A 17,877-nucleotide genomic window follows, 5' to 3' on the forward strand; every position below is an offset into this window, starting at 1 on the left:
AGCCCGTTGGCCTCGCGGAGTATGATGCGCCGTCCAAAATTTCCGGCGTTGCGCTCGGTCAATTGAACCGTCGACGACCTGCATCTTCCCAATCGACCGAGTGTCGGGCGAACGCCGATGATGTCTTTGACCTTCGTCAACGTGCGGCCGTCCGAGGTGCCTTAAAGTCCCTGACAACACATAGGAGTTGTCATGGCCAATCCGATCCTTCACTTCCATGGCGCTGCGGGCTCGGTGACCGGATCATGTTTCCTTTTGGAAGCCGGTGGCACACGCATTTTGATCGACTGCGGAATGTTCCAGGGCTCGAAGTCGGAGAAGGAGCTCAACTACAAGCCATTCCCCTTCGAACCATCGCGGATCGACGCCGTGCTGCTCACGCACGCGCACATCGACCACTCGGGGCTGCTTCCGAAGCTTGCGAAGGCGGGATATGGCGGGCCAATCTTTGCAACGGGAGCAACGATCGACCTTTGCACAATCATGCTCCAGGATTCAGGTCACATCCAGGAGTCGGAGGTCCGGCAGCTCAATCGAAGGAATCGCAGAAGGGCGCGAGAGACGGTGGAGCCCATCTATACCGCCGACGACGCCCGCAGCATGCTGCCGCAGGTCATCGTGGTTGAGTATGGCGAGTGGCGGGAGACCGGCGGCGGCGTCAGGTTCCGTTACTGGAATGCTGGACACCTGATGGGTTCCGCATCGATCGAAGTCGAAGCGCCCGGCACCGACGGGGCGACAAGAATTTTGTTCTCCGGCGACGTCGGCGCGAGCAACAAGTTGTTCGAAAATCTCCCTCGGGCGCCTTCCGGGGTCGACTACCTCATCTGCGAAAGCACGTACGGAGACCGGGAACGGGAAGAGTACGCCCTGGAGGATCGACGGGATCGGCTGCGTGAAGTGGTGGCGAGTTCGAACAGCCCCGGGGGGGTTCTTCTCATTCCCTCCTTCGCCGTCGAGAGGACGCAGGAAGTGCTGACCGATCTTGTCGCCCTCATGGACGAAGGAGAGGTGCCGCGGTGCCCCATCATGATAGACTCGCCGCTCGCGTCGCGAGCGACCGAGGTCTTCAAGAAGCATGCGGCCGACCTCGGTCACGGCAAGGCGTTCCTTCGCGCTCTGAACGCACCAAACGTCCGCTTCACCGAGACGGCCGAGCAGTCGAAGGCGCTCGATCTGGTCCGTGGCTTTCACATCATCATCGCTGCAAGCGGAATGTGCGAGGCGGGGCGGATCCGCCACCGCCTGAAGAACTGGCTCTGGCGGCAGGAGTGCACCGTGCTGTTCGTGGGGTTCCAGGCGGCGGGGACGCTCGGCCGCATCCTGCAGGAGGGCGCGACCGACGTCCGCATCCAGGGCGATGAGATTCACGTCTGCGCCAGGATGGCGACGCTCGACGCCTACAGCGGACATGCGGATGCAAGCGAACTGGATGCGTGGGTTGCCGAGCGGGAACCAATCCGGAAGACGATCTTCCTTGTCCATGGAGAGGAGAGCGCTCGTGAAGCGATGTCCGCTCGGCTCCCGCAGCAAGCTTCCGCAAAGGTCGTCTGCCCGTCGCTGGACGACGCCTACGAGCTTTCACCTGCGGGTGCACGCCTCATCGAAGACACGAGGCCTGCACGTATCAAGCCGGTCGTGCCCGGCAGACCCGACTGGAACAACGACTATCAGCGGTTCGTTCTGGACCTGTCCGATCGTCTGAAATCCGTCGCCGACGAGAAGGGTCGCGCGGTCGTGCTGCGCAGGCTTCGACGCGCACTGGACCCGGACGATGTTTCGGCGGCCGAAGGGAGAAGAGAAGGCAATGTTGATCATGGATCGTGACTGCAAGCGGGGCGGCGAACGCTTCGCGATACCGACCCAGGGCGAGGTGCAAGGCAAGCTTACCGTCCTGGAGGTCGTCGCTATAACCTGCCTGAGGGAGGTTCTCGCTTCGAAGAATGCCTTTGCGGTCGCTGCGTTAAAGAAGAAGGTCCTGCGGGCAATGAAGGAGCAGTGCGCGTCGTTCGGTCTGTCGTCGGAAGACGAGACGTGCGTCCTCGAGTACGCATGCGAGTTCTTCGAGGAGGCAAAAAAGGAGGCAGGCAGGGAGCCCGCCACCGAGGAGGCTGCGAAGTTTGCCGAAACGGCACGCCCCAGGAGTTCGAGACATGGATAAGGTTGCCGTCGCCTTCAACGCTGGATCCTCCAGTCTGAAGATCGGCGTCTTCAGGCTGGAGGACGGTCTGGCGCGCCGGCTGGGAGGCGGTGTTGCCACGCTTGGAGACCAGTCAAGATTCACCTTCCGATTCTCTGACGGGGATGAGACTGTCGATCTTCCGTCCGGGACAGTGATCGATGCGCGGCTGGTTTCGCAGGTCGTCGATTGCATCGTCCGCGGAGGATTCGACCCCGTCGTGGCCGGCCATCGCATCGTCCACGGAGGACAGACCTTCAATGGCCCCGTTCTGCTGGAGTCCGATGTCGTCCTCAAAATCGAAGATCTGACGCATCTCGCGCCGGTGCACCTTCCTCCGGCGCTGGCGATCGTCCACGCAGTGCGGAGCGCATATCCGGACATACCGCAGACGGCTTCGTTCGACACCGCATTCCATTTTTTGCAGAGCAGCCTTGCCGCACGGCTCGCCATTCCAAGAGCGCTGCACGATGCAGGTCTCCGCAGATACGGCTTCCACGGTCTTTCCTATAAGTACGTCGCCCGCGAACTCAGGAAACACGATCCCGACCTCGCCGCCGGGCGGGTCGTCTGCGCGCACCTTGGAAGCGGCGCAAGCCTTTGCGGGATGATCGACGGCGTCAGCATAGACACCAGCATGGGCTTCTCTCCGCTGGACGGAGTTCCGATGTCGACCCGGCCGGGCTCGCTCGATCCCGGCGCCGTCGTCCACCTTCTGCGCAACAATTTCCACGACGCAGACGGTCTCGAGGATTTCCTCTACCACCGTTGCGGGCTGCACGGCGTCTCCGGGAAAAGCGGGGACGTCCGGGTCCTGCTGGAGGACTTTCATCCGGCTTCCAGGGAAGCCATAGACCTCTTCTGCTTCAGGATCGCCGGCGAGATAGGAAGGCTAACCGTCTCTCTGGGCGGGGTGGACGCGATCGTCTTCACCGCCGGCGTAGGCGAGAACCAGCCGGAGATACGCAATGGCGTCGCCCACCATCTGGGTTGGCTCGGTCTCTCGTTGAGCGAGCCTGCGAACAAGATGAATGCGACTGTGATCAGCTCAAGGGAAAGCGAAATCGTCGCTCTCGTCGTTCCGACGGACGAGGAACAGGTCATCGCCGAAGAAGCGTTGGAAGTCATCAGCCGGCACAAGCATTTGAGGATCGAACATGTCTGAACATCGCAGCCTTCAGCTCGCTGCTCGCGAACTCGAACTCATCGACCGCTACTGGCGGGCCGCAAACTATCTGTCCGTCGGCCAGATCTACCTCATGGATAACCCGCTTCTGCGCGAGCCGCTTCTGCCGGAACATATCAAGCCCCGCCTTCTCGGACATTGGGGAACGACGCCCGGCCTCAACTTCATCTACGTCCATCTCAACCGCGTCATCAAGGCTCGTGGCCTGGACGTCCTTTATGTGTGCGGGCCTGGCCATGGCGGGCCGGGAATGATCGCGAACACCTATCTCGAGGGGACATACAGCGAGGTATATCCCGGCATCTCCCAGGATGCCGACGGCATGCGCAAGCTGTTCAGGCAGTTTTCGTTTCCGGGAGGCATTCCCAGCCACGTCGCCCCGGAAACTCCCGGTTCGATCCACGAGGGCGGCGAACTCGGATATGCGCTGGTCCACGCGTTCGGCGCCGCGTTCGACAACCCGGACCTCGTGGTGGCCTGCGTGGTCGGCGACGGCGAAGCGGAGACAGGACCACTCGCGGCGGCCTGGCATTCGACGAAATTTCTCAATCCTGCTCGCGACGGCGCGGTGCTGCCGATCCTGCATCTCAACGGCTACAAGATTGCCAATCCGACGATCCTTTCGAGGACAAGCGACGAGGATCTCCGCAGCCTGTTCGTCGGATTTGGCTATGAGCCAATCTTCGTCGAGGGCCACGAGCCGGCGGACATGCATCGGCAGATGGCGACCGCCTTCGACCGGGCATTTGGACATCATCGAGTCCTTGCAGGCGGCGGCGAGGAACGGGTCGCCCGCGGCCGGCGTGCCGCGGTGGCCTATGGTCGTGCTTCGCAGCCCCAAGGGCTGGACCGGGCCGAAGGAGGTCGACGGCAAGAAGGTGGAGGGGTTCTGGCGCGCCCACCAGGTGCCTGTCGCCAATTGCCGCGGTGATGCCGGCCACCGAAAAATCCTCGAAGACTGGATGCGGAGCTATGATCCCGATGACCTGTTCGAAGCGGACGGGCGGCTCAAGGACGAGTTGCGGGCCCTGGCGCCGACTGGTGAGAAGCGCATGGGAGCGACGCCCTACGCGAACGGTGGACGGATGCGCAGGGAGCTGCAGCTACCAAGCATTCGCGACCACGCGGTCGCGATCGACGTTCGTGGTGCTGCCCAGGTCCAGTCGACAGAGATTTTAGGACGGTATCTGCGGGATGTAATGCGGCTCAATGCCGAGGCCAAAAACTTCCGGATCTTTGGCCCGGACGAGACTGAATCGAACCGGCTGGGTGCGGTGTTCGAACAGACTGACCGAGTCTGGATGCAAGAAATTGAAGACTACGACGTCCATCTCGGCAGGGATGGACGGGTCGTGGAGGTTCTCAGCGAGCATCTCTGCCAGGGGTGGCTGGAGGGATATCTCCTGACCGGCCGGCACGGCCTATTCTCCTGCTACGAGGCCTTCATCCACATCGTCGACTCGATGTTCAACCAGCATGCCAAGTGGCTCAAGGTTTCGCGAGGATTGGATTGGCGGGAGCCGATATCGTCTCTCAACTACCTCCTGACGTCGCATGTCTGGCGACAGGACCACAACGGCTTCTCGCATCAGGACCCCGGCTTCGTCGATCTGGTCGCCAACAAGAAGGCCGACATCGTCCGCATCTATCTGCCGCCGGACGCCAACACCCTCCTGTGGGTCGGCGATCACTGCCTGAAGACCTACGACCGCGTCAACGTGATCGTTGCGGGCAAGCAGCCGGAGTCTCAATATCTTTCGATCGACGAGGCGGCCAAGCACTGCGAGGAGGGCGTGGGCGTCTGGGACTGGGCAAGCTTCGAGAACGATACGAGCGCGCCGGACGTCGTGATGGCATGTGCGGGAGACGTGCCGACCATGGAGACGCTCGCTGCCGTGATGCTGTTGCACGAGGCGATACCAGATCTCAAGATCAGGACGGTCAACGTCGTCGATCTGCTCGCGCTGCAGGATCCGAAAGCGCATCCTCATGGCCTCGACGATGCACGGTTCGATGGCATCTTCACGAAGGACAGGCCGGTCATCTTCGCCTACCACGGCTATCCCTACCTCATCCACCGGTTGACGTACCGGCGCACCAATCACGGCAACATCCACGTGCGTGGGTTCGTGGAGGAGGGAACGACGACGACGCCGTTCGACATGACCGTATTGAACGAGCTGGACAGGTATCATCTCGCTCTTGAGGCGATCGCGCGAGTGCCCGATCTCGCAGAAAAGGTGCCAAATGTGATCGCAGCCCTGCATGCAAAGCTCAACGAGCACCGGGCGTTCGTGCGGGAGCGTGGAGAGGACATGCCGGAAATCCAGAATTGGCGCTGGGCACGCTCCCTCCGAGGGTGACAGATGACCGGAATTAGGTAGCAACTGTCGCCCGCCGGCGAGCCTGATGCCGCACCTTGGAGGTTCCGGAGACGCCGTCGCGGGAAAGACGGCCTCTCGTGTACGGCTTGATCCACGTCAATGCGCTCAACGTTTGGTGGCTCCGTAATTGTCCGATCAACAAGGAGACAGCGAGATGCTCGCTAGAGACATCATGACGACCCCCGTGACGACGCTCGACGAGGGACATAACGTTAGAGAAGCCGTCGAAATCGTCAACGCCAGCAAGATCGGCGCGGTGCCCGTCGTCGATGGCGAAGGGCGGCTCACAGGCATTGTCACCGAGGGAGACCTGCTGCGCCGGGTAGCGTCGTCCTGGGCGAGACGGACGGTACCGCATACGCGCGACCGCGAAGACGCACTGGCGGATTATGTGAAGGCCCGGAGCTGGCGCGTCAAGGACGTGATGTCGACGCCCGTCGTCAGCGCCGCCCCGACCGCCACGGCGAGCCAGCTCGCCGAACTCCTGCAGGCCCACGACATCAAACACCTGCCCGTCGTCGAAAACGGCAGGCTCGCCGGAATGATCAGCCGTCGCGACTTGATGCGAGCGCTTCTCGATGTTCCACGGCAGTGCACCGCTTCCGGCGACCAGGCCCTAGGGACAGCCGTTCGTAGCCGCCTGGAAGCCGAGCTCGAAATAACGCCCCCTATGGTCAACGCGACAGTCTCCGACGGGGTAGTCGCCCTGAGGGGAGAGGTCGAGACGGAGCTGGAACGCTCCGCGGCCAGGGTGGCGGCGGAAAGCGTCCGCGGCGTCGCCGGCGTCGTGAACAAGATAACGCTGGCCTCCGCATGGTGAGCCGCCTCAAACGATGAAATCGTCCTCGGAGACTTTATGTCATGCTTATCAGGGCCATCGCGGACGCCGTCATGTCGAGGCTCCTCCTCGTCCTCCTGGTCCTCATGGTCGGGACGGTCGTCGGCGTCCTGCTGGTAAAGCCATCCGGCGACTCTCGAAGCGTGCGCGTCGAGCGCTCTCTTTCTGACCCGTGAGTGCGCGGTGGGCACCTGCCGCACCAGCACTGAATTGCTGGGGCGAAGTGCCTGGCTTGATCGATATGAACGTCCACGCCGTTCGAACACGGTAAGGCCGGCCGCTCGATAGCAGCCGGAACCAGTCGTAAGGCGTGGCGCAGACAGTTCGTCAATGTGACATGAGCACCGGCAGCAGAGGCTCGTGCAACACGCCATCGGTTGCTCCGCTCAGGACGAAATCGCGCAACCGAGAGTGCCCAAATCCTCCCATGACCAGCATGTCAGCACTCAGTTCCAGTGCCGTATGCTGAATACTCTGACCGATCGATGACGAACTAAACCGAGCGACCGTTGCGCTTGCATTGACGCCACTCGAAACCAGGATTTCAGCAAGGTGCGCTCCGATTGGCTCAGGCAGCGGTTTTTCGCCCATCAGAGATAGGACCGAGACACGCTTGGCCTTGTGAATGAACGGGTTTGCATCGTTCACGGCCCGAGCGGCGGCTCGGCTTCCGTCCCAGGCGATGACCAGATGGTCGAATGGGCCCGCAAGGGTCTTGTTGGGAAAGATGATGGCCGGCCGGCCGGATCCGAATATGACCGCTTCGGCGACAATACGGGTGTCGGGAACCTCCGCGATACATTCGAGAATAGCGAGATCGAAAAAACGTGCTTCCGTGACTGCCGTGTCGTGCAATAGGGGCAAGGCGGTATTCACCGTTCGACAAGAAAGTTCAACATCGGCGCCCGCTGCGAGGTTCGTTGCCGCTGAAACCAGCGTTGCGGCACGTTCACGGCTCAAAGTCTCGGCATGCTCGATCATCTTCGGAGTATCGAGCAGCAAAGACGACCATGCGTCGGGGATGTGCGGAATCGCGACTGTCAGCGCGCACGCGCGAAGATGCGCGCCGCAATAACCGGCAAACGTTACGGCGTTCGAAATGATCAATCCGGAACTTGAATGGGGATATGTTGCCAGCGGGAGAAAATATTGTACCGTCATGTCCTGCTCCATCGCTCGCGGACTGCGCCGCGATTGTAATCATCTCTCTCCATTCGCCTCAACTCGGCATTGATGTAACGCAATCGCCAGCGCTCCGGCTTCTCTGGCCTTGGTGCGGCGCCACGTGCCAGGATTCCGCCCTTCCTGCAGGCGCAGCTTGGGGACGCGGTGATTTCTAGGATGTTGCGGTTCTGGTCGCAACGAAAGCGGAGCCGACGCAAGTTTGACTCCAGGGCTCGGGGGCCGGAACACATAATCGTCAGATTTCGGCCACCACCTCGGCGAGCATTGAGCGGACCTTGCTTGCCAGACTGTTCAGCACTTCGTTGTTGATCGCCTGCATGGAGGCGACCGGATCGATGGCGCTCACCATGACATCGCCGTCATCGACCCCGCGCAGGATGACATTGCACGGGAGCATGGCCCCCACCTTCGGTTCCAGTTTCATTGCCTCGAACGCCATGCGCGGATTGCAAGCTCCGAGGATGAGGTAGTCGGCGATATCCGCGTCGATCTTCTTTTTCATGGTTGCCTTGACATCGATCTCCGTCAGAACACCGAAGCCGTGCTTGGAGAGAGCGGAATTCGTCCTGCCGACCGCATCGTCGAAGCTCGTCGCCCGGAGGGTTCTATCCAGCGTATAGGTCATGAGAGGTCTCCTTTGGGCTCCCGTGCGACCTCCAGCAAATGCCCAGAGTCCAATCACATTTCTTGCATGAACGCCTGCATTTCTTCAGGTGTGACTTTGCCGTCATTGTTCGCGTCGACCGCGTCGAAGACGCGTTTGTGAATTGCGGTCAACTCTTCGAAAGAAACTGCGCCATCTCCATCGCCATCGGCGATCGCAAACATGATCTTCATCATATGGCCGCGCATTGGCCCCATCATGCGCATTCCTGGGTACATGCCAGATGGCGTCATGTTGCGGCCCATCATTCCTGGCATCATTTCCGATCCGTCGGACTCGGGTTTAGTCTCAGGCTGGGCCGGGTCTGCGCTTTTCGTCTGGGCGGAGGCGCTGCCCATGGAACCGAGGGCACCGAGCAAGGCCAGCATAGTGATCGTTGGCAGTCTGAACATGGACATCCTGACTCTCCTCTTTGAGTTGTCCTCCACGAGTTGGAACGCCCTTGAGGATACGATGCGCACCGGTTTCAAACATTGCGCTGGATCAAACCAATTCTATGCTGCGAGGCGTCGAGGACGGACCGATCGCCTTCGCGCCGCGCAATGACTGCGACGCCAGCCACCTGCGTCACCGAGGAATGATCGCGCGCCCGGTGGTCGTTCGTAGACGCCAGGGCGAGATCAGATCCTTAACCCAGTTGCCCTCCAGTGCTTCAGGTCTTACTCGGCCGCGACGCCGATCCAGCACAATCGGCTCGCTTCCTACCGGTTACCATCGCTCGGATAAGGTTTTCCCTGTGCTCGATGCTTGCCAGGAGGACGCCAGCGATGTGAAGGCCGACTAGGCCAAGCGTGACATTGACCAGCAGCTCATGCGCCTCCTCCACCCATTCCACTCCCCAATAGGCGTCCGTCGTCATCATGTATCCGGTTGCGGCAATGCCCGAGATCGCGACGAGCAGCGCAAACACCATCGCGCCTCCGGCTGGATTGTGGCCGATGTAGCGCTTTGCGCGCAGGGCCAGGCTGTCACGCACGAAGCCGAGGGTCGTGACCGGATGGTAGATGAAGCTGGAAAAGCGCGCGTGGTGACTGCCAACGAAGCCCCAGATGATTCGCATGAGCAGGAGGCCGACGATGGCGTAGCCCGACCGAATATGCGCCTGCTTCCACTCGTCGCCGGTCATATAGGAAAAGGCGAACAGGCCCACCAGACCCCAGTGGAAGATCCGCACCAGCGGGTCCCAGACCCTGATCTTTGGCGGCGAGCAAGCGCCCGCCGCATCCATGTTCATCCTGTCCATGGTCATTCGCTTTCGTTGCCGACCACTGCGCCGGTTTCCGGGTTGAACAGCGTTTCGACCTTTTTGCCCTTCGCATCGACGGCGTAGACCTCGTAGCAAGTGCCCTCCACTTTGACCCGGCGCACGTCGAGGCCTGCGACCTTGGCTTTTTCCTTGATGCCGTCCTCGCTCAGCCACTTGTCCTTGGCAGCCTGCGTGCAATTCTGACCTTCTTCGGCGCGGGCAACACCGATCGCGGTGGCGAGCAGGAGGGTTGCGAACATGATCTTCTTCATTGGTTTTCTCCATCGTCCCAGGAGCGGTTTTGCTCATCTGGTCGGCTCCGAACCTACGGGGCGCGACCTGACGGCGACCTGATCGCGATTGTCAGGTCATTGTCACCTTCGATAGGATATTCTCCGACGATGTACCCACCCCGCACGCTCGCGTTCGTCTGCCTTGTCCTTCTGTGGCCGTCGCTACCAGTATGGAGCGCGCATGCCGACGATATCCCTGCTCGTTCCCCCGAAGCTGATGACCTGAGTTCGTACGAGGACCTGCCTAAACGGGTCCACGAGGGGAAGATCCTGCCTCTGGCCGTACTGAAGTCGAAAGTCCTCGCCAAGCTGCCAGGCGAATTGATCGATGTCAGTGTCGATCGGCATCACGATCGCATAATCTACGAGTTCCGGATCCTGAGGGACGGCGGTCAGGTCACCGAGGTGGAAGTGGACGCCGCGTCAGGCAGGATCGTCGAAATCGAGAACGAATGATGCGCCTGTTGCTTGCCGAAGACGACCCGCTCATCGCCCGTGACGTGACCGCCCAGCTCACCAAGGCCGGTTTTAACGTCGTCCACGAATCCGATGGAGAAGCCACCCTGTTCGCTGGCGAGCATGACGACTTCGCAGCCGTCGTCCTTGATCTGGGTCTGCCGAAGATCGACGGTCTCACGATCCTCAAAAAGTGGAGGTCGAATGGTCGCGACATGCCGGTCATTATCTTGACGGCGCGCGGCAACTGGGAGGAGCGCGTCGAGGGCATCAATGCTGGCGCCGACGACTACCTTGGCAAGCCATTCCGCATCGCGGAGCTTCTTGCGAGGCTGCACGCAGTCCTGCGCAGATATTCCGGGCACGCCAGTGCGATCCTGTCTTCAGGTCCCGTTTCCATCGACCCCCGCCGGCGTGCAGTGATGGTAGACGGGATGCCTGTCGACGTCACGCCTATGGAGTACAAATGCCTGCTGGTGCTGATGCAGAACCGCGGTCGCGCGATCTCCCAGCTCGAGCTTACCGAGCAGCTTTACACTCAGGACTTTGAACGGGAGAGCAATTCGGTGGAGGTCCTGATCGGACGGCTGCGAAAGAAGCTTGGAAGGGACGCGATCGTCACGCGCCGAGGCTTTGGATACCAGATAGCATCGGGCGAGGGGACATGAGGTCGCTTCACGGCCGTTTCATCATCACGTCGTTGATAGCCGTGTCGATATGCCTCGCTGCTGCATCCGTCGCTCTCGTCCAGATCTTTGCGGACAGCTACAGCAAGCGGGTGCAGAACGAGCTGACCGGACACATAAACCGTCTGGCCGCCGTGATCCGCTTCTCGCCCGGAGGCGGGCTGCAGGTGCCCGAGAACCCTGCGGACAATCGTTTCCTGATACCCTATGGGGGGCTCTACTGGCAGATCGACGATCCTGTGGGGAAGGCGGAGGTCCGATCGTCCTCGCTCTTCGACTACGTCCTGCCTCTGCCGGAGGAGTCCCATCCTGTCGGTATCATGCACCAATATCGTCTCTCCGGGCCGGAGGGGAAAGATGTCCTTGTTCAGGAACGGGTGCTTTCGTTGAGCGCGCCTGAGGGCCGTAGGCCCATTCGCATCGCGGTAGCGGTGAACGCCGACGAGGTCGACAGCGCTCGCCTTGGATTTGCTCTCGACATTCTGCCCTATGTCGCCGTTCTTGCCGCGCTCCTCGTGTTGATGTCGATCGGGCAGCTTTGGATCGGATTGAGACCTCTCGACCGCATCGGTCGTGATCTTGAAGCCGTTCGCGACCGGAGGGCTAGCCGACTCGCGGGCGCCTACCCGCGCGAGGTCCAACCGCTCGTCAACCAACTGAACAAGCTGCTGCAAAGCCAGGCCGCGGCGATGGAGAAGGCCAGGAGCAGGGCCAGTGATCTCGCCCACGGGCTGAAGACCCCTTTGACCGTTCTCACAAACAACGCGTACTCACTCCGGGAGAAGGGCGAGGTCGAGATCGCTGATGAACTTGATCATCTTGCCGAGACCATGCTCTCGCACGTCGAGCACGAGCTCGCCCGAGTGCGTATCACTCCGAGCTCCGATCAGCGGAGTGGTGATGCCGACGTCGGGAAGATCATCAACGAGACCGTTCGGATGCTCAGACACACTGAGGCAGGCGAACGTCTCGGTTGGGAAATAGACGTTGCCGACCATTTAAGCGTGCCGGTTGACCCGCACGACTTTCGCGAACTTGCGGGGAACTTGCTTGAGAACGCCTGCAAGTGGGCCAGGAGCAGAATAGGTGTCCGCGCGATTCGACAAAGTGGGAAGTGCCGCCTCATGATCGAGGACGACGGCCCAGGCGTTTTGCCAGAGAGATTGCCCGATCTTCCGCGCCGGGGTGTCCGTCTCGACCGTCTGAAACCCGGCTCTGGTCTAGGTCTTGCAATCATATCGGAGATTGCAGCGGTGTACGATCTGACGCTCACGTTGGAAAACCGCGTCGAAGGCGGCTTCCGTGCGGAAGTCGTCTTCCCTGACGTCATCGCCTCCCGGACGCTCCGCTTGGACGCTCTCGACGCTCTAGCGAAGTAGGCCTTCGAACTCGTCCCAACCGCTTAACCCGGTCGCAGCGTCTTCAGCCTACGCGAGCGTCTCAACCGCGCTCTCCGCGAGGTCTCCGGTGGAGCCCTTTTCAGCGGCGATATAGTCCGATAGCAGCGCCGGTGCGGATACGAATCGCCTATCGTTATTCTCCGCCCAGAGCATCGCTTCCGTGGTCGCGACGTCATACATTGAGCTGAACCGTTCTGTCACGGCGGGAGCTTTCGGGGCCTGCCCAGTATTGTTCGACTGGTTGCTATGGCGTTCACGATTTAGGCCAGGAAAATCGCATAATGGATCGAATGGAAGCGGCTGTGTGCCGACGAACGGAAAAATCACCGATCGCCAAATACATAGCTATTCGCGCAGGTGGTTTTGCGGTTCGAATCCACAAGAGCAGCGGATTTGCAGCCCGATCGCTCAATTCGCCACCTCACGAAAGCCGAACCAAAGGTTGCGCGGTTAAGCCAATCATCAGTCGCACGCGCGACAAACATGATCAAGGAAGTCCGCCTGGGAGATGTTTGAGATAGGATCGGCAGCGTGTTCGAGGAGGCTGGCGGTGTCAGGCATCTTCATGGGTGTCCGACAAGCGGTCCTATTCCTGCGAAGTGCAATGAGCCGATCGTCATAGATGCGCCATTTATCGAGGCCAGTTAGCGCCGACTTCCATGCCCACCTTGTAAGCTGCCGTCAGGATCGGCCCGAGTGATCCACCATGGCCTGGATAACCTTTTCCGAAGATACTTGCGGCAACATTGCCGCAGGCGAAGAGCCCGCCGATCAAAGATCCATCGTGGCGGACGACTTCGCCGCGTGAAGTCGTCTTCAATCCGCCCTTTGTTCCATTATTTCCGGGTAAGATCTCCACTGCGTAAAATGGTCCGACGCCGATTGTCGCCAAGCACGCATTTGGAAGGTGTCGGGAATCCCCGTAATACAGTCCGTGCGCGTCGTCACCGCGGCCAAAATCGAGATCATGTCCCTCAAGAGCGTAAGCATTGAATCGGTCGACCGTTGCCCTCAGCCCTTCGGCCGAAATGCAAAGCTTGTCGGCCAATTCTGCAATGGATCCCGCAGTGACCATCCAATCTGGAGCGGGCTCTGCCGGGGAGATAGACGCGATCGTATAACGAGTCTTGAAGGCGTTATCGAAAATAAGCCAAGCGGGTCGGTTCGGATAGGAAAACGAACCCGGATCGAACGCGTTGAAGGTCATGCCAAGATCATTATACGAGCTCGCCTCGTTGACGAAGCGCTCGCCCTTCCGGTTGACCATTATCGAGCCGGGTAAGGCCAATTCTCGGACGATGTTGCGCGTCAACGGCTTGCCATCAAGGACGTCTTCTGGAATACGATAGGCGGCGGTCCACCAAGCTTCCGTCATGTTTGCGACTGCTGCGCCGGCCTCGAGGGCAAAGCGCAGGCCGTCTCCTTCATTGCCCGGCGGTGTGGTCGGCGCGCTTGAGAATCCTGATAGATAGGCAGAGACAAGTGCGGAATTCCATTCGAAGCCGCCCGTAGAGAGGACCACGCCCGCTCTGGCCGACGCCGAGCCCGCAATGGTTTCCACGCCGATACAACAGCCACCTTCGAAGGACAGGGCTGTCGCGGCGGCATCGACGTGAAACTGCACGCCAAGCCTGGCGCAAGCCTGCACCAGCCCGGCCACCAAGCCGGCACCTTGCGTGCGGACGTTGCGTTGCCGACGCTCCGCAATGATTTCTGGCGCCACTCCCTTGCGCCCCTCCGTCGACGTTATCGGCGGACGCAAGTGCGAATATCGCAGCTTCTGAAACAGCGTTCCGTCCATCTCCGGCTGGAAAGGTAAAGGTTCGACGGAACGCCCAGTGCGTGCGCCAGGCCACCCGGGATGGTAGTCGGGACGATCGACGCTAAAAAAGCGCAGGTTGGATTGGCGCTCCAGGAAGCGCAACATTTCGGGACCTGCTTTCAAAAAATCGTGCAGCAGATCGGGCTCGGTTTCCCCGAGAGTCAGTCGAGCAAGATAAATTTCTCCGTCTGTTTCCCGGTCCTCGAAACCTGACGCGTGCATCACATGGTTATTTGGAATCCATATTCCGCCGCCCGAGATCGCTGTGGTTCCTCCGATGAGCGATGTCTTTTCGAAGACGCCCACCGAAAGGCCCCTTGAGGCCGCAGCGAGCGCAGTCATCAATCCAGCGCCACCGCTTCCCAAAACGACGACATCGTATTCCCGAATTGGCATACTTTTCTATCCCAGCGATCGGCTCACTCGCCGATCATGATTGTTGACCAGATTACGGTGTGTTTCGACTGTGAGCGAAATGATATTGGTGCGGACATGCGCTTCGATCTCTGAAGGCGCCTTTTTGGCGATATAGGCAGCAATAATCCACTCATGCCCGTGAAGGGTTGACTTGCCGCTATCCTTTCCAAGCGTATGCAGGATTGTGGCTTCCGTCCTCGGTTGGATGAAGCGATTTATCATTGCAATTCGCGAGCGCAGTTGCGCAATCTGCTCGACGATTGTTTCGTTCGGGCACCGCCTGTTGATCACGGAATGGAAATCCAGGTTTCCCTGGGTCCAGGCCGACAGGTCGAAAGAAGCAAGAGCCTCTGCCATGCGTTCATTGATCTTTTGAAGCTCCTTGATATCGCCGGCCGTAATTCTTGGCGCGGCGGCGCCGGTCACGTAACCTTCCAGCACTGCCAGCAGCTCCATCTGTTCGGCCCAGAGATCTGGATCAGCCCCGGCCACGATCGCGCCGGAGTTTTTACTGAAGATGACCAGGCTCTCTGCTTCTAACCGGCGTATGGCCTCGCGCACCGGTACGGGACTAATCGACAGCTCCTTTGCAAGTGTGTCGATCACAAGCCGTTGTTTGGGTGCATAGAGGCCGCGATCGATCCCGGCCTTGATATAATCGTAGGCGAGTTGCTGTTTGCTTTTAGCCTCTGTGGCGGCTGCCACCACCTTTGCCATGCGTCACTCTCCAACGATGATCAAATTGAAAATCAGATTTGATTTCCTGTCGGCGTAAAGATTTCAGACCGCTTCGGCAAGAGCTAGTGCTTCCAGGCCAGCCGCCGCTCCAGGTTCAAGCTCAGCCGCGATAGGACGAAGACGATCAGGATGAAGATCACCCCAGCGACAGTCAGATACTCGAACTGCTTGTAGGTGATGGATGCCTGGGCGTTGGCGACGTAGAGAATATCTTTGACGCCGATGACGCCGACGATTGCGGAATCTTTCAAAATCACGATGAACTGGTTCAGAAGGAGCGGAATTGCCGTACGTAGCGCCTGCGGCCAGATGACGATTGAATTGGTTTTCCAGTGCGACAGACCCATGGCGGCAGCCGCTTCCCACTGGCCGCGGTCAATGGTGAGCAATACGGACCGATAGATTTCCGCTACGTAGGCGGTGTTCAATAGCGTTAAGGAAATGATGGCCGCTGTAACCGGGTCCATTTTCCAGCCGGTCGCTCCGGCCAGCGCAAAATACACGAGTAGAACGTAAACATATGGCGACAGCGACCGGAAGATTTGGATGTAGAGAAATCCAGTGACGCGGATGGCCGCGGATTTGCTCCTGAGAAGCGAAACAATCAGCCCGCCGAAGACCATTGAAAGCGCGAGCGAAACGATTGCAATCAAGAACGTGAACCGAAGCCCGTAAAGCATGGCGGGCAGGTGGTTGAGAACTGCGTACCAGCTATTCATCGTCTTAAGCCCCTTTGCTTTCATTGAGACGGTTTTCGACGACTTTCACCAGAAGAGACAAAACCAGCATCGTTGCAATCAGCAGAACTGCGACCGAGATGTAAGCCTCAAATGGCCTGTATTGATTGAGACTGATGTCCTGGGCCGCGAAGATCAGTTCCGGGACAGCGACCACTGCCGCGTACGTCGATGCTTTGAAGCAGATTACGAAGACGTTTAACAGGGGCGGAATCACGACGCGGATGACCTGTGGAAACAGGATAGAACGATTAATCCGGTAGTCGGAAAGACCAAGGGCCTTGCCAGCTTCGCTCTGCCCGATATCGATCGAATTGTACCCGGTCCTGAAGATCTCGGAGGCAAATGCCGAGCTCATAATCGCGATGGCAATGATAATTGATTGTGATCCGGTCAAAGCCAAACCGAATTTTGTTGCGATCCCGAAGTAGACCCACAAAAGCAAAAGATACATCGGCAGGCCGCGAACGATTTGCACGTAAATGTATGACACTGCTCGGGCAAGTTTCAGCCGGGAGGCCGAACCCAGGTAGGAGATGAACCCTATGACGCAGCCGATGGCAAAGCCGGCCAAAGCGAAATAGAGGTCGTAACCCAATCCCCAAAGGAAGCGCGGCCATTGCGCCAGGATAATCGAGAAATCCAGGTTCATGACGTTTCCATTCTCATTGCTCGGTTTCTTCTGCGGAGTGCCTAATCGATACGCCCGCCCGACAGTCCCGTCAACATCATATATGATTTCATATTGCAAGACAGATAGGTTTAGGTCATAAATGTCGCCCAGGCGATCGCAAAAGGTCGATGAATAAGTAGGACGGGCGGATCGAAATGCGGTTTTCAGGAAAAACGGTCATCGTTACAGGAGTCGCGAGCGGCCTTGGACGCGCCGTTGCGCAGTTATTGGTGAAAGAGGGTGCAAAGCTTGTTCTTGTTGATCGCGCAAAAGATCAGCTTGAAGGCTTCGTCCTCGCATTGCGCCATGAGGAGGCAGAGGTTGTTGAGGTTGTTGGTGATGTCTCCCAGGAAGAAACCTCCAAAGTGGCCGTTGCGCTGGCACTGTCTCGGTTCGGAACGCTCGACGTTCTGATTAACAATGCCGGCATCAATCCCACCGGGACGATCTCGCAAACAGATCCCACAACGTGGCAGCAGGCTTTGGATATCAATCTCAAGTCGGCTTACCTTTTTTGTCGAGAAGCGATCCCGCACATGGTGAAGGCGGGGAGGGGGGTGATCGTCAACACTGCCTCGATCGCAGGCCAGCGCGCCTCGACCGCTGAGTCCGTCTATGGGGTTTCTAAAGCCGGTTTGATCATGCTGACCCGCACGATTGCTCGTGATTATGGACCAAAAGGGATACGCGCGAATGCGATTTGCCCCGGTGTCCTCGAAAGTGTCATGGCCGATCGCTTAACTCGAATGTCAGCTGACCAAATCGCCGCACGTGACCAACGTTTCGCGCCGACAGTGCCTCTCGGTCGTCTCGGAACTTACGAGGAAATCGCCAGAGCCACGCTCTTTTTGGCGAGTGAAGAGGCTAGCTACGTGAATGGTGCGCAGCTGACAGTCGATGGCGGACTGACCGCCTAGCAAGAGCTGCACCCCACAGGAGTGGGTTGCAGGCCGGAAATTTCATTGTGGAAACA

18 protein-coding genes and 1 pseudogene are annotated in these 17,877 nt (G+C 59.4%); 10 read left to right on the forward strand and 9 right to left on the reverse strand.

All coding sequences use genetic code 11. From position 1 onward, the window contains the following. Nucleotides 1-192: 192 nt before the first annotated feature. From NMA58_RS24670 to NMA58_RS24695, 6 genes and pseudogenes are all read left to right on the forward strand, one after another. Nucleotides 193-1,827, forward strand: coding sequence for an MBL fold metallo-hydrolase (locus tag NMA58_RS24670; RefSeq protein WP_434714319.1), 1,635 nt, complete (start codon nucleotides 193-195; stop codon nucleotides 1,825-1,827). Beyond that, nucleotides 1,808-2,161, forward strand: a complete 354-nt coding sequence (locus NMA58_RS24675) for a hypothetical protein (protein ID WP_434714320.1) — start codon at nucleotides 1,808-1,810, stop codon at nucleotides 2,159-2,161. The genes NMA58_RS24670 and NMA58_RS24675 overlap by 20 nt, the downstream gene beginning before the upstream one ends. Beyond that, on the forward strand, nucleotides 2,154-3,344 hold the full coding sequence (locus NMA58_RS24680) for an acetate/propionate family kinase (protein WP_434714322.1): 1,191 nt from the start codon (nucleotides 2,154-2,156) through the stop codon (nucleotides 3,342-3,344). The genes NMA58_RS24675 and NMA58_RS24680 overlap by 8 nt, the downstream gene beginning before the upstream one ends. Continuing rightward, a pseudogene (locus NMA58_RS24685) lies at nucleotides 3,337-5,728 on the forward strand (phosphoketolase family protein). The gene NMA58_RS24680 and the pseudogene NMA58_RS24685 overlap by 8 nt, the downstream one beginning before the upstream one ends. Nucleotides 5,729-5,903: 175 nt before the next feature. Next, nucleotides 5,904-6,569: a CBS domain-containing protein gene (locus tag NMA58_RS24690; RefSeq protein ID WP_434714323.1), complete on the forward strand. Its 666-nt coding sequence runs from the start codon at nucleotides 5,904-5,906 to the stop codon at nucleotides 6,567-6,569. 41 nt (nucleotides 6,570-6,610) lie between these two features. Continuing rightward, nucleotides 6,611-6,763, forward strand: a complete 153-nt coding sequence (locus NMA58_RS24695) for a hypothetical protein (RefSeq protein WP_323993033.1) — start codon at nucleotides 6,611-6,613, stop codon at nucleotides 6,761-6,763. Between the two features lie 151 nt (nucleotides 6,764-6,914). Here NMA58_RS24695 and NMA58_RS24700 read toward each other — a convergent pair whose 3' ends face one another. From NMA58_RS24700 to NMA58_RS24720, 5 genes are all read right to left on the reverse strand, one after another. After that, nucleotides 6,915-7,748: a universal stress protein gene (locus NMA58_RS24700; RefSeq protein ID WP_434714325.1), complete on the reverse strand. Its 834-nt coding sequence runs from the start codon at nucleotides 7,746-7,748 to the stop codon at nucleotides 6,915-6,917. A 259-nt stretch (nucleotides 7,749-8,007) separates the two neighbouring features. Further along, entirely contained in the window at nucleotides 8,008-8,397 is a 390-nt protein-coding gene (locus NMA58_RS24705) for a DUF302 domain-containing protein (RefSeq protein ID WP_434714326.1), read from the reverse strand. A gap of 53 nt (nucleotides 8,398-8,450) precedes the next feature. Next, the gene (locus tag NMA58_RS24710; RefSeq protein WP_434714327.1) at nucleotides 8,451-8,834 is read right to left on the reverse strand and encodes an EF-hand domain-containing protein; all 384 of its coding nucleotides are present in this window, start codon (nucleotides 8,832-8,834) and stop codon (nucleotides 8,451-8,453) included. A 254-nt stretch (nucleotides 8,835-9,088) separates the two neighbouring features. Beyond that, on the reverse strand, nucleotides 9,089-9,685 hold the full coding sequence (locus NMA58_RS24715) for a cytochrome b/b6 domain-containing protein (RefSeq protein ID WP_434714329.1): 597 nt from the start codon (nucleotides 9,683-9,685) through the stop codon (nucleotides 9,089-9,091). Continuing rightward, complete coding sequence (locus tag NMA58_RS24720; RefSeq protein ID WP_434714331.1) at nucleotides 9,682-9,954, reverse strand: PepSY domain-containing protein; 273 nt, start codon at nucleotides 9,952-9,954, stop codon at nucleotides 9,682-9,684. Before NMA58_RS24720 ends, NMA58_RS24715 begins: the two co-directional genes overlap by 4 nt. 129 nt (nucleotides 9,955-10,083) lie before the next feature. Here NMA58_RS24720 and NMA58_RS24725 point away from each other — a divergent pair, with 129 nt between their 5' ends. The 3 genes from NMA58_RS24725 to NMA58_RS24735 are packed head-to-tail and all read left to right on the forward strand — an operon-like array spanning nucleotide 10,084 to nucleotide 12,496. Then, nucleotides 10,084-10,431 (forward strand): PepSY domain-containing protein, encoded by a 348-nt coding sequence (locus tag NMA58_RS24725; RefSeq protein ID WP_434714332.1) that lies wholly within the window; start codon nucleotides 10,084-10,086, stop codon nucleotides 10,429-10,431. Next, nucleotides 10,428-11,099: a response regulator transcription factor gene (locus NMA58_RS24730; RefSeq protein WP_434714334.1), complete on the forward strand. Its 672-nt coding sequence runs from the start codon at nucleotides 10,428-10,430 to the stop codon at nucleotides 11,097-11,099. The genes NMA58_RS24725 and NMA58_RS24730 overlap by 4 nt, the downstream gene beginning before the upstream one ends. Next, the gene (locus NMA58_RS24735; protein WP_434714335.1) at nucleotides 11,096-12,496 is read left to right on the forward strand and encodes a sensor histidine kinase; all 1,401 of its coding nucleotides are present in this window, start codon (nucleotides 11,096-11,098) and stop codon (nucleotides 12,494-12,496) included. The genes NMA58_RS24730 and NMA58_RS24735 overlap by 4 nt, the downstream gene beginning before the upstream one ends. A gap of 652 nt (nucleotides 12,497-13,148) precedes the next feature. Here the strand turns inward: NMA58_RS24735 and NMA58_RS24740 are convergent. The 4 genes from NMA58_RS24740 to NMA58_RS24755 form a co-directional block, all read right to left on the reverse strand. After that, the gene (locus NMA58_RS24740) at nucleotides 13,149-14,735 is read right to left on the reverse strand and encodes an FAD-dependent oxidoreductase (RefSeq protein ID WP_434714337.1); all 1,587 of its coding nucleotides are present in this window, start codon (nucleotides 14,733-14,735) and stop codon (nucleotides 13,149-13,151) included. A gap of 6 nt (nucleotides 14,736-14,741) precedes the next feature. After that, a complete protein-coding gene (locus NMA58_RS24745; protein WP_434714338.1) occupies nucleotides 14,742-15,473 on the reverse strand; it encodes a GntR family transcriptional regulator in 732 nt (243 codons plus the stop codon). A gap of 83 nt (nucleotides 15,474-15,556) precedes the next feature. Further along, nucleotides 15,557-16,213, reverse strand: coding sequence for an amino acid ABC transporter permease (locus NMA58_RS24750; protein ID WP_434714339.1), 657 nt, complete (start codon nucleotides 16,211-16,213; stop codon nucleotides 15,557-15,559). A gap of 4 nt (nucleotides 16,214-16,217) precedes the next feature. After that, on the reverse strand, nucleotides 16,218-16,883 hold the full coding sequence (locus NMA58_RS24755) for an amino acid ABC transporter permease (protein WP_434714340.1): 666 nt from the start codon (nucleotides 16,881-16,883) through the stop codon (nucleotides 16,218-16,220). 176 nt (nucleotides 16,884-17,059) lie between these two features. Here NMA58_RS24755 and NMA58_RS24760 point away from each other — a divergent pair, with 176 nt between their 5' ends. Further along, complete coding sequence (locus tag NMA58_RS24760) at nucleotides 17,060-17,821, forward strand: SDR family NAD(P)-dependent oxidoreductase (RefSeq protein WP_434714341.1); 762 nt, start codon at nucleotides 17,060-17,062, stop codon at nucleotides 17,819-17,821. Nucleotides 17,822-17,877: the final 56 nt, after the last annotated feature.

The sequence above is a fragment of the Rhizobium sp. YTUHZ045 genome (assembly GCF_051124255.1).
In the GTDB taxonomy this organism is placed as follows: Bacteria; Pseudomonadota; Alphaproteobacteria; order Rhizobiales; family Rhizobiaceae; genus Rhizobium.

Excerpts from the sequence above, each read along its gene's own strand:
- NMA58_RS24720 (WP_434714331.1), bottom strand. The coding sequence starts at position 9,954 with ATGAAGAAGATCATGTTCGCAACCCTCCTGCTCGCCACCGCGATCGGT.
- NMA58_RS24705 (WP_434714326.1), bottom strand. The coding sequence starts at position 8,397 with ATGACCTATACGCTGGATAGAACCCTCCGGGCGACGAGCTTCGACGAT.
- NMA58_RS24670 (WP_434714319.1), top strand. The coding sequence starts at position 193 with ATGGCCAATCCGATCCTTCACTTCCATGGCGCTGCGGGCTCGGTGACC.
- NMA58_RS24730 (WP_434714334.1), top strand. The coding sequence starts at position 10,428 with ATGATGCGCCTGTTGCTTGCCGAAGACGACCCGCTCATCGCCCGTGAC.
- NMA58_RS24680 (WP_434714322.1), top strand. The coding sequence starts at position 2,154 with ATGGATAAGGTTGCCGTCGCCTTCAACGCTGGATCCTCCAGTCTGAAG.
- NMA58_RS24690 (WP_434714323.1), top strand. The coding sequence starts at position 5,904 with ATGCTCGCTAGAGACATCATGACGACCCCCGTGACGACGCTCGACGAG.
- NMA58_RS24710 (WP_434714327.1), bottom strand. The coding sequence starts at position 8,834 with ATGTCCATGTTCAGACTGCCAACGATCACTATGCTGGCCTTGCTCGGT.
- NMA58_RS24735 (WP_434714335.1), top strand. The coding sequence starts at position 11,096 with ATGAGGTCGCTTCACGGCCGTTTCATCATCACGTCGTTGATAGCCGTG.
- NMA58_RS24745 (WP_434714338.1), bottom strand. The coding sequence starts at position 15,473 with ATGGCAAAGGTGGTGGCAGCCGCCACAGAGGCTAAAAGCAAACAGCAA.
- NMA58_RS24740 (WP_434714337.1), bottom strand. The coding sequence starts at position 14,735 with ATGCCAATTCGGGAATACGATGTCGTCGTTTTGGGAAGCGGTGGCGCT.
- NMA58_RS24725 (WP_434714332.1), top strand. The coding sequence starts at position 10,084 with ATGTACCCACCCCGCACGCTCGCGTTCGTCTGCCTTGTCCTTCTGTGG.
- NMA58_RS24675 (WP_434714320.1), top strand. The coding sequence starts at position 1,808 with ATGTTGATCATGGATCGTGACTGCAAGCGGGGCGGCGAACGCTTCGCG.
- NMA58_RS24695 (WP_323993033.1), top strand. The coding sequence starts at position 6,611 with ATGCTTATCAGGGCCATCGCGGACGCCGTCATGTCGAGGCTCCTCCTC.
- NMA58_RS24760 (WP_434714341.1), top strand. The coding sequence starts at position 17,060 with ATGCGGTTTTCAGGAAAAACGGTCATCGTTACAGGAGTCGCGAGCGGC.
- NMA58_RS24700 (WP_434714325.1), bottom strand. The coding sequence starts at position 7,748 with ATGACGGTACAATATTTTCTCCCGCTGGCAACATATCCCCATTCAAGT.
- NMA58_RS24715 (WP_434714329.1), bottom strand. The coding sequence starts at position 9,685 with ATGACCATGGACAGGATGAACATGGATGCGGCGGGCGCTTGCTCGCCG.
- NMA58_RS24750 (WP_434714339.1), bottom strand. The coding sequence starts at position 16,213 with ATGAATAGCTGGTACGCAGTTCTCAACCACCTGCCCGCCATGCTTTAC.
- NMA58_RS24755 (WP_434714340.1), bottom strand. The coding sequence starts at position 16,883 with ATGAACCTGGATTTCTCGATTATCCTGGCGCAATGGCCGCGCTTCCTT.